Annotated in this window: 15 protein-coding genes and 1 pseudogene; 7 read left to right on the top strand and 9 right to left on the bottom strand. The window is 68.5% G+C overall.

Annotated elements, in window-relative coordinates; translation table 11 throughout:
- Positions 1–112 precede the first annotated feature (112 nt).
- The 3 genes from ACFY2X_RS02800 (at position 113) to ACFY2X_RS02790 (ending at position 2187) form a co-directional block, all read left to right on the top strand.
- Complete coding sequence (locus ACFY2X_RS02800; RefSeq protein WP_389931450.1) at positions 113–748, top strand: LysE family translocator; 636 nt, start codon at positions 113–115, stop codon at positions 746–748.
- 225 nt (positions 749–973) lie between these two features.
- A complete protein-coding gene (locus ACFY2X_RS02795; protein ID WP_389931447.1) occupies positions 974–1600 on the top strand; it encodes a ClpP family protease in 627 nt (208 codons plus the stop codon).
- A complete protein-coding gene (locus tag ACFY2X_RS02790) occupies positions 1597–2187 on the top strand; it encodes a ClpP family protease (protein ID WP_389931445.1) in 591 nt (196 codons plus the stop codon). The genes ACFY2X_RS02795 and ACFY2X_RS02790 overlap by 4 nt, the downstream gene beginning before the upstream one ends.
- 27 nt (positions 2188–2214) lie before the next feature.
- On the opposite strand, the gene ACFY2X_RS02785 is transcribed toward ACFY2X_RS02790, so the two are convergent.
- Both ACFY2X_RS02785 and ACFY2X_RS02780 read right to left on the bottom strand, forming a co-directional pair.
- Complete coding sequence (locus tag ACFY2X_RS02785) at positions 2215–2571, bottom strand: helix-turn-helix domain-containing protein (protein ID WP_389931443.1); 357 nt, start codon at positions 2569–2571, stop codon at positions 2215–2217.
- 188 nt (positions 2572–2759) lie between these two features.
- Complete coding sequence (locus ACFY2X_RS02780; RefSeq protein ID WP_389931441.1) at positions 2760–2945, bottom strand: hypothetical protein; 186 nt, start codon at positions 2943–2945, stop codon at positions 2760–2762.
- 187 nt (positions 2946–3132) lie between these two features.
- Between ACFY2X_RS02780 and ACFY2X_RS02775 the strand changes: the two genes are divergently transcribed.
- The 3 genes from ACFY2X_RS02775 to ACFY2X_RS02765 all read left to right on the top strand — a co-directional run bounded on the left by ACFY2X_RS02775 (position 3133) and on the right by ACFY2X_RS02765 (position 5861).
- Positions 3133–3729, top strand: coding sequence for a hypothetical protein (locus tag ACFY2X_RS02775; protein ID WP_389931439.1), 597 nt, complete (start codon positions 3133–3135; stop codon positions 3727–3729).
- A gap of 273 nt (positions 3730–4002) precedes the next feature.
- The gene (locus tag ACFY2X_RS02770) at positions 4003–5028 is read left to right on the top strand and encodes an ATP-binding cassette domain-containing protein (RefSeq protein ID WP_389931437.1); all 1026 of its coding nucleotides are present in this window, start codon (positions 4003–4005) and stop codon (positions 5026–5028) included.
- Positions 5025–5861, top strand: a complete 837-nt coding sequence (locus ACFY2X_RS02765; protein WP_389931435.1) for an ABC transporter permease — start codon at positions 5025–5027, stop codon at positions 5859–5861. Before ACFY2X_RS02770 ends, ACFY2X_RS02765 begins: the two co-directional genes overlap by 4 nt.
- Before the next feature lie 1686 nt (positions 5862–7547).
- Here ACFY2X_RS02765 and ACFY2X_RS02760 read toward each other — a convergent pair.
- Positions 7548–8918, bottom strand: a pseudogene (locus ACFY2X_RS02760) (ATP-binding protein); the annotation flags it as partial.
- A gap of 97 nt (positions 8919–9015) precedes the next feature.
- Entirely contained in the window at positions 9016–9699 is a 684-nt protein-coding gene (locus ACFY2X_RS02755) for a TetR/AcrR family transcriptional regulator (RefSeq protein WP_389931433.1), read from the bottom strand.
- 110 nt (positions 9700–9809) lie between these two features.
- On the opposite strand from ACFY2X_RS02755, the gene ACFY2X_RS02750 reads away from it, so the two are divergent.
- A complete protein-coding gene (locus tag ACFY2X_RS02750; RefSeq protein WP_389931431.1) occupies positions 9810–10931 on the top strand; it encodes an FAD-dependent monooxygenase in 1122 nt (373 codons plus the stop codon).
- 349 nt (positions 10932–11280) lie between these two features.
- Here the strand turns inward: ACFY2X_RS02750 and ACFY2X_RS02745 are convergent, their stop codons facing one another.
- The 5 genes from ACFY2X_RS02745 to ACFY2X_RS02725 form a co-directional block, all read right to left on the bottom strand.
- On the bottom strand, positions 11281–11730 hold the full coding sequence (locus ACFY2X_RS02745; RefSeq protein ID WP_389931429.1) for an NUDIX domain-containing protein: 450 nt from the start codon (positions 11728–11730) through the stop codon (positions 11281–11283).
- 761 nt (positions 11731–12491) lie between these two features.
- The gene (locus ACFY2X_RS02740) at positions 12492–12884 is read right to left on the bottom strand and encodes a hypothetical protein (RefSeq protein WP_389931426.1); all 393 of its coding nucleotides are present in this window, start codon (positions 12882–12884) and stop codon (positions 12492–12494) included.
- 9 nt (positions 12885–12893) lie between these two features.
- Positions 12894–13130 carry a hypothetical protein gene (locus ACFY2X_RS02735; protein ID WP_389931423.1) on the bottom strand — a complete coding sequence of 79 codons (237 nt, stop codon included), beginning with the start codon at positions 13128–13130 and terminating at the stop codon, positions 12894–12896.
- Positions 13131–13242: 112 nt separating this feature from the next.
- A complete protein-coding gene (locus ACFY2X_RS02730) occupies positions 13243–13542 on the bottom strand; it encodes a hypothetical protein (RefSeq protein WP_389931421.1) in 300 nt (99 codons plus the stop codon).
- Entirely contained in the window at positions 13539–13730 is a 192-nt protein-coding gene (locus ACFY2X_RS02725) for a hypothetical protein (protein WP_389931417.1), read from the bottom strand. The genes ACFY2X_RS02730 and ACFY2X_RS02725 overlap by 4 nt, the downstream gene beginning before the upstream one ends.
- Positions 13731–13853: the final 123 nt, after the last annotated feature.

Here is a 13853-nt window from a genome sequence, read left to right as displayed (position 1 = left end):
ACCTATGACGAGTGCCGACGGGAGAAGGTAACAGGACCGGTCCGCCGGAGCGTATGTGGGCTGGACCCCTAGGAAGGGCACCGGTCAGAACCCGGCGGATTAGACTCCGCGCATGATTTCTGCGACGGAAATGATGGCATTCGGGGGCGTGGTGATGCTCGGCGCGATGTCGCCGGGTCCCGACTTCGCGGTGGTGGTCCGCCGCTCGGCGATCTCTGGCCGCGGGTACGGCATGGCGGCGGCGGCCGGCATCGCCGCCGGCGTGTTCGTCTGGGTGGTGGCCGCCGCCACCGGCATCGCGGCCCTGCTGGCCGCCTCGGCCATGGCATTCACCGTGGTCAAGGTCGTCGGCGCCGCCTACCTGCTGTATCTGGGCGGCAAGGCGCTGCGCGCCGCACTGGCCAAGGGCGGCGACCTCAAGGTCGACCTGCCGGACCCGGGCAGGAAGAGCCCCTCGGCCGCCTTCCTCGAGGGACTGCTCACCAACGTGCTCAACCCCAAAGCGGCGCTGTTCTTCGTCGCCCTGGTCCCGCAGTTCGTCTCCTCCGGCGCCTCGCTCACCGACACCCTCCTGCTGTCGGGCATCGCCTTGGTCGGCACCGGGGTGTGGTTCCTCGTGGTGGCCAACCTGGTGAGCGCGCTGCGCCGGGTTTTCGCCCGCCCCGCTGTACGCAGGGCCGTCGACGCGCTGACCGGCGCGGCGCTCATCGGGCTCGGCGTCAACCTGGCCGCGGCCAGCAGACCTTGAGCTCCCACAAGTCGAGATCGTCCGCCGCGGCCCCGCCACCAGGGCATCCTCGCCCCGCTTCGGCGTCATAGCTGAGCCGGCCCACCGGAGGGCGCGCTCGCCCCGGCCGATTCCCGGCCGCGATGCTACGAACCGGGCCGGAAACCGAGTTCTATCTGCTCAGAGCAGATCTGCCCCAGGCAGATCGAGTCGACGCCGGTCCGGGCCGCCTCACATGATGGACGCATGGGTGAAGAATCGAAACTTCCACTGTTCAACGCGCAGGTAAGACGTCAGCTTTACGAGCAGCGTGTTCTCGTTCTCGACGGTCCTCTCGATGACGACAATGGGACATTGCTCGCCACGCAATTGATAGCACTCGCCACGCAGGATGCGTCGGCCGATATCGCATTGTGGATTCACTCCCCGGGCGGCTCGGTTCCATCGATGCTTGCGATCCGTGACATCATTCGACTCATTCCCTGTGACGTGTCGACCCTCGTGCTGGGCATCGCCTACAGCGCCGGGCAATTCTTGCTGTCATCGGGTACCCGAGGGAAGCGCCGCGCCCTGCCGCACGCACGTGTCCTGATGCACCAAGGCTCGGCCGGAATCGGCGGCACCGCAGTCGACATCGAACTGCAGGCCGGTGACCTTCGGCATACTCGCGACACGGTGCTCGGTCTCATCGCCGAGGACACGGGCCAGCCCGTGGAGCGCATATTCGAGGATTCTCTGCATGATCGCTGGTACACGGCGCAAGAGGCACTGGACTACGGCTTCATAGACGCAATCGTCCAGAGCTTCGACGAAATCGCGCCACACAATCGCCCACGGCCCGGATTCGGCGTCACCGAAGGAGTCGGCCAGTGACCACGTACACGATCCCTAACGTCATCGCCCGGAATCCTCGTGGCGAGCGGATCATGGATGTCTACTCGCACCTGCTCACCGAGCGAATCGTCTATCTGGGAACCGCAATTGATGCGGGCGTCGCGAACGCACTCATCGCACAGCTTATTTTTCTGGAGTCAGACAACCCCGATGCCGACATACAGTTCTATATCAACTGCGAAGGCGGGGACCCGAGCGCAATGCTCGCGATATACGACACCATGCGCTACATTCGCCCGCGGGTTACGACAACCTGCGTTGGACAGGCCATCGCGGTGGGTGCCGTCCTTCTCGCCGCGGGTGCCGAAGGAAAACGTGCCGCTCTCCCGCACGCACGAGTGATCCTGCACCAACCGGCTGCTCAGGGGCGCGGAGCGATCCCCGATCTCATCTTGCAAGCCGACGAGGTCGTACGTGTCCGAGCAGACATCGAGCGCATACTGTCACGGCACACGGGCCAGACTGTCGAGACCCTACGCGCCGACACCGATCACGATCGCGTGTTCACCGCGACCGCGGCCTTGGAGTACGGGCTCCTCGATCAGATCATCGAGGAGCACTCATAGGCTCGTGGATGATCCCGACAGGCCACGCTACGCGGCCAGGGCATACGCCGCCGAGCAGGTGGCACCTCTCGACATGCTGTTCTGAGCAGACCGCAAGCTCTCGGCAACGGCAAGGGTCAGGTCGACCAGGGTGACATCCAGCGCGCCGGCGACCGCGGCGATCATTTCGCTCGATGGCTCTTTGACGCCTCGTTCCATCTCGGAGAGATACTGCGGCGAGACGCCGGCGCGACGCGCCGTCTCGCTCAACTTCTCGCCCCGCTCGTGACGAAGACCTCTGAGACACTCACCGAGCGCGTGCCGCCACAGCGGCTCGCGAGCCGAAGGCGGCTTAGGACCGGTCCGATCGATCGCCGGACGTAGCGGCGGGGCAGAGGAGGCCATGCCTCACCATAAATAGACGGCGCGTTCGAGTTCTGCCGGCTTCGCGCAGGGCAGAACCGTCCCCGCCTTCTCTGTCACGCCTCAGCGCGAATCGCTCGCTTGACCCGCTTGTTCACGGGCAGAGGAGTTCTTGACGCCGGCCGGTGATCGCCCTGTTCGTGCTTGTCCCTGAGACGGGCCGGCAGGGGTCAGGCGACCTTCGAGGAGGGAGCCTTCCAGGTGTTGCACGCGCCCGGGCCTTGCGACGTGTAGCCCTGCTCGAACCAGTGAAGGCGGTTGGCGGGCTTGCCGTACCAGTTGAATCTGCCGTATTCCTTCGGCGTCTCGGCGGTGAGGAGGGGTTTCCAGCGCCAACTCCACCATCTCCGCCTCACCCAGCGCCTTGCGCAGTCGGGCACCGGGGACGTCGATCGGCGCCCCATCATCCGAAAGAGCCTGAACCGGGCCAAGCACGACAATTTGCGCCGGGCAAGCCTCCCAGACAGCACGCTGACGAGAAAACCTCGGCCGTCTCAGTGCCGTGAGAGCGCCATATCAGCGGATACCGCGATCGTTCGAGCCATGAACAACACCGAAACTCGTATTCGCCCCGCCACCGCCACCGTCACTTTCGCCGGTGTCCGTATTCGCCCCGCCACCGTCACCTTCGCCGGTGTCCTGCAGCTGCTCTTCGCTCTCGCCTTCCTGATCGTCCCGATCGCCGGTCTCGTGTACGGCGCCGACGTCCAGGCCGCGGCCGAGGCCGAGCTCGCCCGGCAGGGTCTGTCGCCGTCCATCCTGGTCGAGAAGGGCATCCGCTTCGACGAGAGCGGTGTCGCACTGGTCGTGCCCGTCTCCACCGCTGCGATCGCGGCGATCCTGGCGTGGCTCAACCTGGCCGGAAGGCGCGCCGGGCGGATCCTCACTCTGGTCGTCCAGCCGCTCTTCCTCATCCTCGATGTCTTCGTCCTCATCAGTCAGTTGTCCAGGGTGCAGTTCCTTCAGTCCATCCTCGGCGGTGGCGCCGACGCGCAGGCCGTCCTCGAGGCGAGCGAGCGCGTCTATCCCGCCTTGCTGCTGCTCGTGGCTGACGGCCGCCTCCTCTTCACCCCGCTGGCCTCGCTCGCCGTAGTCGTCCTGCTCCTGCTCCCGTCCGCCCGCGCCTACTTCAGGAAGTGATCACGTCTCGAAGGTTCATCCGGGCGGCGCCGCCGCCTCCGCAGTGCGACCACTGACCCCCTTCCCCGTGTCTCTTCCGCAGGCGGTACCACGTACGGTGCCGCCTGTGGCGCGTATTCCGTCTCCGACCGCCGCGCCGGACAGGCGTCGGGCACGTTGGCATGGCTTCGCCGACTTTGCCCGGCTGGTGGCGGAACGAATCCACGGAGCTCCCGGCAACCGGTGAAACCCTGTCGAGGGTGCCGTGAAACCGGCGTCGCCGAGAGTGAAGCCATGAGCATCACAGAACTCGGACGTACCAAGGGCGGCCCGGCCCCCGAGGGGGGCGCTGATCTGGCCGTACGTGCGGAGGGGCTGGTGAAGACGTTCGGCGGGCACCGTGCCGTCGACGGGATCGACCTGGACGTACGCCCCGGTGAGATCTTCGGCGTCCTCGGCCCGAACGGCGCCGGCAAGACCACCACGCTACGGATGCTGGCCACCCTGTTGAAGATCGACGCGGGCCGTGCCGAGATCTTCGGGGTCGACGTGGCCGGTAACCCGCACGTGATCCGCCAGCTGGTCGGCGTCACCGGACAGTACGCGTCGGTCGACGAGAACCTGACTGCCCGCGAGAACCTCTGGCTCTTCAGCCGCCTACAGGGCATCGCCGGGCCGCGTGCCCGGCGCATCGCCGGCGAGCTGCTGGACCAATTCGGCCTGGAGGAGGCCGCCGACAAACCGATCGCGCAGTTCTCCGGCGGCATGCGCCGGCGCCTCGACCTGGCGGCCAGCCTGATCACCAGGCCACCGCTGATCTTCCTGGACGAGCCGACCACCGGTCTCGATCCGCGCACGCGCGGCCAGATGTGGGACACCATCCGCGGTCTGGTCGCCGACGGCTGCACGGTGCTGCTGACCACGCAATATCTGGACGAGGCCGACCAACTCGCCGATCGCGTCGCCGTCATCGACCACGGCCGCAAAGTCGCCGAGGGCACCCCCGACGAGTTGAAGACCGCGGTCGGCGACTCCACCCTCCAGTTGCTGCTCGCCGAGCCGGGCGAGGTGCCCGCCGCCATGGAGGTCGTGCGGCGACTCCTCGGCTCCGACCCGGTCCTCAGCCCAGAGCAGGGCCGCCTTAACGTCGCCCTCGACCAGGCCGACCTGGCCGCGGACGTACTGATCGCGCTGCGCAACGCCGGGGTGTCGATCTCCTCGGTGAGTGTGGCCAAGCCCAGCCTGGACGAGGTGTTCCTCGCCCTCACCGGCCATGAGACGGACGGGGACGACGGGACCGGCACGGAGGAGAACCGATGAGCACCATGATCGCACCCGCCCGCGAGGCGGTCCGGGCCGCCGACCGCGTGGCCGCCGCCCGGCGGCGCATCTCCATCAGGGAGACGATCGGGCAGACCCTGACGATGGCGTGGCGGGCGCTCAAGAAGATGCGCCGCAACCCGGAGCAGTTCTTCGACGTGGCGCTGCAGCCCATCCTGTTCACCGCGATGTTCGCCTTCGTCTTCGGCGGCGCCATCGCCGGCGACGTGGAGAGCTACCTCCCCCTGATGATCCCCGGCATCATCGCCCAGACCGTGCTGACGACGTGCATGGCGACGGGCACGCAGCTCCGCGAGGACATGGAGAAGGGTGTCTTCGACCGGTTCAAGTCGTTGCCGATCGCCCGGATCGCGCCGCTCGCCGGCCCGATGGTGGCCGACCTGCTGCGCTACACGATCGCGGCCACTCTGACCTTCGGTATGGGCCTGGTGATGGGCTACCGCCCAGGCGGCGGAGCGGGCGGCGTGCTCGCCGCGATCCTGCTGGCGATCTTCACGGGCTGGTCGCTGGCGTGGGTCTTCACCTGGGTCGGCACCATCGCCCGGAGCGCCCAGGCCGTGCAGGGCATCTCCATGATGATCCTGTTCCCGCTGACGTTCCTGTCGAACGCGTTCGTCCCCGTCGAGACCCTACCCGGCTGGCTGGCCGCGTTCGTCCGGATCAACCCGGTCTCACACCTGGTCACAGCCGCCCGCGACCTCGCCAACAGCGCCCTCGTGAGCGTGGAGGTGGCCTGGACGCTCCTGGCGTGCCTGATCGTCATCGCGATCTTCGCGCCGCTGTCGGTACGCAGCTACAAACGGCACATGTGACCTCCGGCCGTCACCGCCGGAGACCTGCTCGATGAGACTCCGCGTCTCGTCGAGCAGGTCGGGGCCGCGTCGATCGCCGTACTCGGCCCGCACGGCGGCGATCATCCCGGGCGCGGCCCGCTCCGCGTACGGTTCGATCAGCTCGAAGGCCATGCTGGGCATGGTGCTGTGGTACGCGAACCGTTCGGCCAGCACCAGCAACCCGATCGCGTCGCGGGCGGCCATGGCTCCCCGAAGCAGGCCCCAGGCGCCGAGCGCGAAGAGCATCGAGCCGCACAGCGGGTAGTCGAGGACGGGGTTCTTCACGGCCAGCAGGTCGTAGCCCCGGACGGTGGAGAACAGCTCCTCGCCGTACCGGCCGTCCTCCGGAGGGGCATGGTACGCGTACGCCGTCAGGGCAACCGACTCCGCGACGATCGTCCACGGCGTGAGCTCCGCGCTCGGCGCTCCAGGCAGGCGCAGGTCATGCGCCCGCTGGACGGCCAGGCGGTATTCCGCGAGCGCGGCGGCCGTCTCGCCGCGGGCGAGGGCGAGCTCGGCCGCGCACAACGAGGCGAATGCCACCCCGCCGAGCACCGCCTCGTTGTCGTTGATCCGGTTGATCTCGGCCAGCTCGGCCTCCGCGGTGTCGAGGTCGCCATCGGCGAGCGCGGAGGTCAGCAGCACCATGCGGAGCTGGGTCTCGTCGTCGGTGGCGCCGAGCCGGCTCAGCACCGGGATGGCGGTCCGCGCGTGTCCGACCGCCCGCCGGCGGTCGCCGAGCTTCATGACCAGGTGGGCCAGCACGGCGTGCGTGATCGCGGCGCGCCACGGCCCTTCGCCCTCGTGGAGCATCGTCAGGGTCCGCTCGGCGGCCTCGATCGCCCCGGTCACGTCTCCCGCGTTCTCCAAGGTGTGGACGCTCGTGTGCGCCGCCGCCAAGGCCACGTCACGGTCGTCGCTCCAGCTCAACTCCGCCAGCCGGCGGCGCACGTCGGCGTGGTCGGCCGAATCGCACGCGAGCACCACCGTGGCCATCGCCGCTATGCGGCGATCCGTCGTGTCGCTGGTGGGCAGCGTACGGAGGAGGTCGCGCAACGGCTCGTCACCTTCGGTGACGATCATGACGTTCATGATCGTGATCAGCGTGGCGGTCCTGGTCACCTCGACGAGGTGCGGCGGCGGCGTCCAGCCGGTGATCACCTGGGTGATCGCGTCCCGGTGGACGAAGATCCGGGGGTGGTCGCCGCGGATCGACCACAGTGCGCCGACGCCGGCCAGTAACTGAACCGTCGTGATGGGATCGGGCTCGCCGAGAGCCTGCCGGAGCAGTTCGGCGAGGTTGCTCTCCTCGGCGCGCAACGCGTCGGCCGCCGCGAACTGCGCCGGGCCGAACAGCTCGGAGGCGTGTTCGAGGGCGTACGCCGTCGCCCAGGCCCGCTGCGCCGCCCGAGCGGGCGCCTCCTCGCCGGCCTCTTTCAGCCGCATCCGCCCGAACTCCCTGACGGTCTCCAGCATCCGGTAGCGCAGGCCGTACGTCGTCTCGCGGATGCTCAGCAACGACTGCTCGGTCAGCGCGTCCACGACGTGCAGGGCGTCCGGGCCGAGTATGTGCTCGGCCGCGGCCAGCGTGAAACCGTCGCCGAACAGTGACAACCACCGCAACGCCCGCCGTTCCGGCTCGTCCAGCAGATTCCACGACCAGTCGATGACCGCGAGCAGCGTCTGGTGCCGGTCGGGGGCCGTACGGTTCCCACCGCGCAGCAGGGCGAACCGGTCCGCCAGGCGCCGCGCGACCTCCTCCACCGACATCACCCGCACCTTGGCCGCGGCCAGCTCGATCGCGAGCGGCAGCCCGTCGAGGCGGGCGACGACCTCCTCGACCGCTCCCTCGTCGATCCGCACATCCGGGCGGGCGGCCGTGGCGCGCTGGCGGAACAACTCCACCGCGTCGCCCGTGGGCAGCTCGCCGAGCGGGTAGACGCGTTCGGCGGGAATCGACAAGGGGGCGCGCGAGGTGATGAGCACCCGCAGGTCGCGGGTCGTCACGGTCAGGAACGCCACCAGGTCGGCGGCGGCCTCGATCACGTGCTCGCAGTTGTCCAGGATCAGCAGCGCCGGAGCCTGGTCGAGATGCTGGGCGATCCGGGAGCGAACGTCGGAGCGCTGCTCGGTGGTCAGGGCACGACGCCCGCTGACCGAGTCCCGAACTCCGAGCGCCGAGCCCACCTCGCTCACCACGCCCTCCGGCGAGGAGACACCGACGAGCTCGACGAAGTGAGCGACGGGCTGCGCGGCGTTCCTGCCGATGACATGAGCCAGCCGCGTCTTGCCCAGCCCGCCAGGGCCGATGATGGAGACCACCCGGTTGGTCTGCAACAGGGCGTGCACCGCACGGATGTCGCCGTCGCGGCCGAGCAGCGAGGAACCGTCGAACAGGATGCCCTCACGCACCGGCCGATCCGCGACGAGGAGTTCGGCGTACACGCGGGCGAGCTCAGGCCCTGGTTCGGTGCCGAGCCGCGCGACCAGGCCCGCGCGATACCGCTCGTAGCGCTCCAGAGCGGCGGCGGCACCTCGTACGGCGGCCTCGCTGCGCAGCAGGCAGACGAGCAGTTCCTCGTCGTGCGGCCGATCGGCCGCGGCCTCCTCCAGCAGCGGCAGCGCGCCCTCGTGAGCGCCGCTCCGGCCCCGCGCGATCGCCGCCACACGTCGCGCCTCGGCCACCCACTTTGCCGCGACGCCCCTCAGCTCAGCGAGTGGGCCCGTGGCGCCGTCCAAGCCGCCGGCCACGAGACTCATGGCCTCTTCGGCGCGGCGACGCGCGAGCACCATGTCATCCTCGCCCAGTGCGGTCCGTGCCTGCTTCACCAGCGCGCCGAGCAGCAGCGCGTCCACCTGACCGGCGGGCAGCCCGAGCCGGTAACCACGCGGGACCCGCACCACGACGTCGGCGCAGGTCGCCGCCCTGGTCCGCGAGACGACCACCTGCAGCGCCTTCGTCGGGTTGGCCGGCGTCTCGTCGGGCCACAACTCCTCGACCAGGCGCTCGTCACTGACCCCTGCACGCCCTTGCATGGCGAGCACGGCCAGCAGGGTATGCGCGCGATCGCCGACCACGCGTACACCCCGCCAGCTGACGCCGTCGAGCAGAATCAGTGCGGGGGACACACCCTCAGCTTACGGACGAGTGAATCGCCCCGCCTTCGGTGGAGCTTGATGTGTTCCGCGGAGAGTGGTTCGGCTGCCTGAGCTGACGTGACGCCTGTAGCCATGGTGTGAGCGCCATGTCGGTCGCCCGGCGGACGGCTGCCTGCACGGCGGCCGGGTCACCGAGCTGCTCGGGGTCGTCGAGCAGCACCTGCAACGCGCCTGTGACCGCGCCGATGAACGCTCCGGTCAGTGCTGCCGCGCTTACCTCGTCGAGTTCCTCGGGGAACGCGGTGGCCAGGTGTCTGCTGATCTCGTGCTGTGCGTCGGATTGGATCTGCAGCGCACGCCCGCGTACCGCCGGCACGGTCCGCACGAAACGCAGCCGCAGTGCTGCGAGCCGGCTCGCCATCTCGTCGCTGTCTTCACCGACTTTGCGCAGTGCGCGCAGTAGCACTTCAGCCGGTCTTTCGTCCGGGCCCCGTGACGCGACGGCCTCGAGTACAGCCCGCACGCGCGCATCGCTTTCCGGGAACAGCAACTCCTCTTTGCTGGCGAAGTAACTGAAGAACGTGCGCGTGCCGATGTCGGCCGCGGCGGCGATGTCGGCGACGGTCGTCTCGTCGTAGCCGTTGCGCTCGAACAGCTCTGTCGCGGCATCGACGAGGGCTTGGCGGGTGCGGGCCCGCTTGCGGTCGCGAAGAGACATGCGACCCAGCGTACCGGCACTCGGCGCAAACAGGCATCAGGCGCATACAAGCACTTGCCGCAAATTCGCACTCATTGCGAAGCTGCATCGAGTGCGGTTATGGTTGCGGCATGCCCTCCAAGAGCGTTCTGATCTCCGGTGCCGGCGTCGCCGGCACCACACTCGCCTACTGGCTGGCTCGCCACGGGTTCCAGCCCACCGTCGTGGAGCGGTCCCAGGGACTGCGCTCCAGCGGCAACCCCGTCGACGTACGGGGCCCAGCGCTGCCCGTGGCCGAGCAGATGGGCATCGTGCCCCGACTGCGCGACGCCGCCACTCAGGCGACCGCGATGAGCATCGTCGATACCTCTGGACGGCAGGTCGCCCGCGTGAGCATGCCGGCCACCCGCAGCGCCGCCGGCACCCGCGAGGTCGAGCTCCCGCGCGGCGACCTGGCCGCCGCGCTCTACGAGGCCGCCCGCGACGACGCCGAGTTCCTGTTCGACGACACGATCGTCACGCTGCGGCAGGATGAGTACGGCGTCGACGTCACGTTCGACCACGCCGCCCCCCGCCGCTTCGACCTGATCGTCGGCGCCGACGGGCTCCACTCCACCGTGCGGCGACTGGCGTTCGGTCGGGAGCTCGACTTCGTGAGGCACGTGGGCCTCTACGTTGCTACCATGCCCCTCGACGGCTCGGTCGATCACCCGCACGACGTGCTCATGTACAACACCCCTGGCAGGCTGGTCTCCATCCACCCGTCGCGGGGCCATGCCCTGGCCGCCTTCATCTTCCGCAGCCCGACGATCACTGACTTCGACTACCGCGACACCGAGCAGCACAAACGGATCGTCACCAACGCCTACGCGAGTGCGGGCTGGCGAGTGCCAGAGCTACTCGAGCGGCTCCAGAAGACCGAGGACCTGTATTTCGACTCGGTCAGCCGTGTCGGTCTGCCCGCCTGGGCGCGGGGCCGTATCGTGCTGCTCGGCGACGCGGCGTCGTGCGTTTCCCTGTTCGGCGACGGTTCCAGCCTCGCCATGGCCGGCGCCTACACTCTCGCCAAGGCGCTCGCCGTGGAAGCGGCCGACCACGCGAAGGCGTTTCGCAGCTACGAGACCGAGCACCGCACCCTGGTCGACCCGAAACAGCGCAATGTCGGCTGGGCCGCGGCACTGCTCGTCCCGAAGACGCGGCCCGGGATAGCCGCCCGCAACCTCGCGGCGCGGGTCTGGCTCAGCCGACGATGACACTCCGCCGAGGGCACCCGTATGCAGTCATAGGGTCATAATCTCCGGCACAAGGGAGCATCAGCGCGTGGCGCCGGGCCGGACGATGGCGAGTGCGCGCCAGGCGAGCGAACAGGCACATCTTCCCGATCGGCAGGTCTCCGGATACGACGAATTCCGAGTGACCGACTGGCCCGGTGAGAAGGTCGAACTCGGGTTCACTCGGCACCTCGCGGACGGCTCCTTGGTGGATTACGTCGTACCGAACGCCGAGCACTCGGACTTGCGTCGGTAGCCGCTGTATCGTTCGCGCCTGCGGCCCTGATCCTCTTCGGAGGGCCAGGGCCGTGTTTTGCGGGCTACGTCGGCGTCAGGCCGATCGCTGCACTTGCCTTAGGTCAGGGAGCCGGAACAGTTTCGCAGTGTGCTCGGTCAACAGCCGTGCGATTGGCGGGGGCTTGAGGTCGATCCGAGCGAGGCTGGCAGGAGTCAGCGGTATTTCTTCCACTAGGTACTGGCCCCGGGTTGGATCGGTGAATTCCGGGCCGTTGCGGCGACTTGCGTCCCAGACGTGGATACGGGCGAGGAAGAAGTATTCGCGATCTTCACCTTGGGCGATGTGGATCAAAGAGCAGATGGTGGCGTTGCCGGAAAGCTCTTCGCTGATTTCTCGGTGCAATGCCGCTTCCAGATCGGTGTCCCCAGGTTCGACGCCTCCACCCGGCAGCACCCAGTACGGCGCCATCCCCGGCCGGATCCGCTTGATGGTCAGCAGTTGCCCGTTTGGGGTGATGAGGATGGCGCGAACGCGGTCCGTCATGGGATGTCCCTTTCGGTCAGTGCAGGAGCCAGCCGCCGTCGACATGCAGGATTGGCCAGTGATGAATGACGCCTCAGACCCTGCCGGGAACGCTACCGCAGAGGCCACATCGTCCGGCTGACCACGTCGATTCAGGCATTGGCGCGCCACCTGTAGATCGAGGGTAGCGGGGGCGGGGAACTTCTCCACCGTGGCCGGCACGTCCAGCACCCAGGTGGTCTCGTTGGGGGCGAAGTCTCCGACCGTGCTGAACGACAGCGTCCCGACGGGACGGGATTCCTGAAGGTCTCGGCTGACGGGTCGCTGAAGTTGGCGTTCCAGGCCAGAGTCGTCTGCGTGGTGAAGCCAACGCCAGGTCACCGTAGCGCTGGGTCTTGATCGCCGTTGTTTCGCCGGGCAGCCTGTCGGTCTGCTCTGCGGTCGCGCCGGGTGCGCTGCGCAGCGTGGCCGCGGCCACGGTGACTTCTGCGGGTGTGGGCTTGGCGGTCGTCTTGGTCTTGTCGGCCTGAGTGCCGTCGGTGGTCCCATTCGCACCGGGACGGGCCAGACGATTTCCTCGCACAAGACTTCAGGGCTCATCAGCCCGGCCGGGACCGGCCTACTTGTGCTTGTCCTTATCGACCGGGGTCTGCCCATCGGCCGCGCAGCAGGGCGCGGAGCTCTGCCTCGTGGTATCGGCCGGTGGCCACCTGGAGTACGAGTGGATGGGGATCGGGACGGCGCGGCAGCGCGGGACGGGGCCACCGTGCCGCCGCGCCAGCTCATAAGACCGGTACGGCGGCCGGTCGTAGATCGGCCAACTGGACGATGAGCTGGGTGGCCAGCGCTCGGCCAAGCAGGTGAGGCTCGTCCAGACCCACGCCGATCTGATGCTGGATCTCCACCGCCCGGCCGTCGTCCTCGCCGTACAGGTTGGCCAGCACTCCGATCGGGTGGCAATCGCCCACGGTGCAGACGACCGGTGATCCCTTGCGCAGGTGCGGGCATCTGGACAGTGCCTCAGGGATGTGCGCCCTGCATGTGGGCGGGCTGGTCACGGGCCAGGTGGCCGGCAGACCATCGGGAGGTGCGGAGGGGATGATCCACCAGGTACGGCCAGGCTCGTCGGGATCCGCCGCGTTGTCACCGCATACCCGGCACAGCCGCCGGAGCATGCATCGGCGTTACCGCAGCGTATGAATCATGTGCCACAAGATCTGCCGACCCGGGGCGAGACCGCACCGAGCCCACAGCACCCCGAACATCCGGTCCTGTGGCGTGGCGTCGGTGTAGGTCAGCCGGGGCCCATCGAAGACCAGCGGGAGTGGCACCTTCGCTTCCTCCGAGTACGGAGTGACGTACGGCTTGCGGAGCGGGGCGGCTATGACGGCCTCCGGGGTGCTTTCGCCGTGCGTCGTCATGATGGCACGCTCCGGTAAGGGTGACGCGGGGCCTGTGCGGGAACTGCGGCGCGGCGGCGGGTGCCTGGGAAGCGGGGCTGCCGCCGTGCCTGCTCGGGGAAGACCAGGACGCTCACGCCGGGGCGGACGCCTGATGCGAGTTGGTCAAGGTCATGGCCGTCTCGTGCATCTGGGCTTCGAGGTCCTCGGGGGCGGCCGCCTGGACGATTACCGGTTCGGGTGTCGGCCAGGCCGCGATGGCATAGAAGAGGCGGGAGTGCGCGCCGTACAGGATGGTCCATCCCGGCCATGCCTGGGTCAGGCGCTCGGCTTCGGCGCGGGCCGGGCCGTCCCACAGGCGAGGGGTGACGGTGGCGGGAACTAGGCCGTTGCGGTGCCGTCCGGAAGCGCGGCCAGAACGTCGCCTGATCACGATGCCACCCGTTTGGCTGCCTCCCAGGCGGCGCTTTCTTGTCGCTCGACCTCGGCCAGCAGGTCGTCGAAGGTATCGGCGTCCACCGTACGGAAAGGGGGCTGCCTCAGGCCTGTGCCTTTCACCGAGCTGTCAGGGAAGGGCTCTTCGCGGCTGGCCCAGAACCGTCCGCCATCGCTGAGAATCACCCGCCAGCCCGGGATAGTCGGTTTGGGTACGGTGGCCCTAACATCACTCACGGATCGCACTCCTTTGCGATCAAGGACCCGCCCAGACGTCGCGAGCGTCGGGCGGGTCCGTCTTATGCGGTG

Origin of the sequence: Streptosporangium sp. NPDC000396, assembly GCF_042898655.1 — a bacterium.
GTDB lineage: Bacteria > Actinomycetota > Actinomycetes > Streptosporangiales > Streptosporangiaceae > Streptosporangium.
The sequence above is the reverse complement of the archived record's forward strand: the minus strand, read 5'-3'. Positions and strand labels throughout refer to the sequence as shown.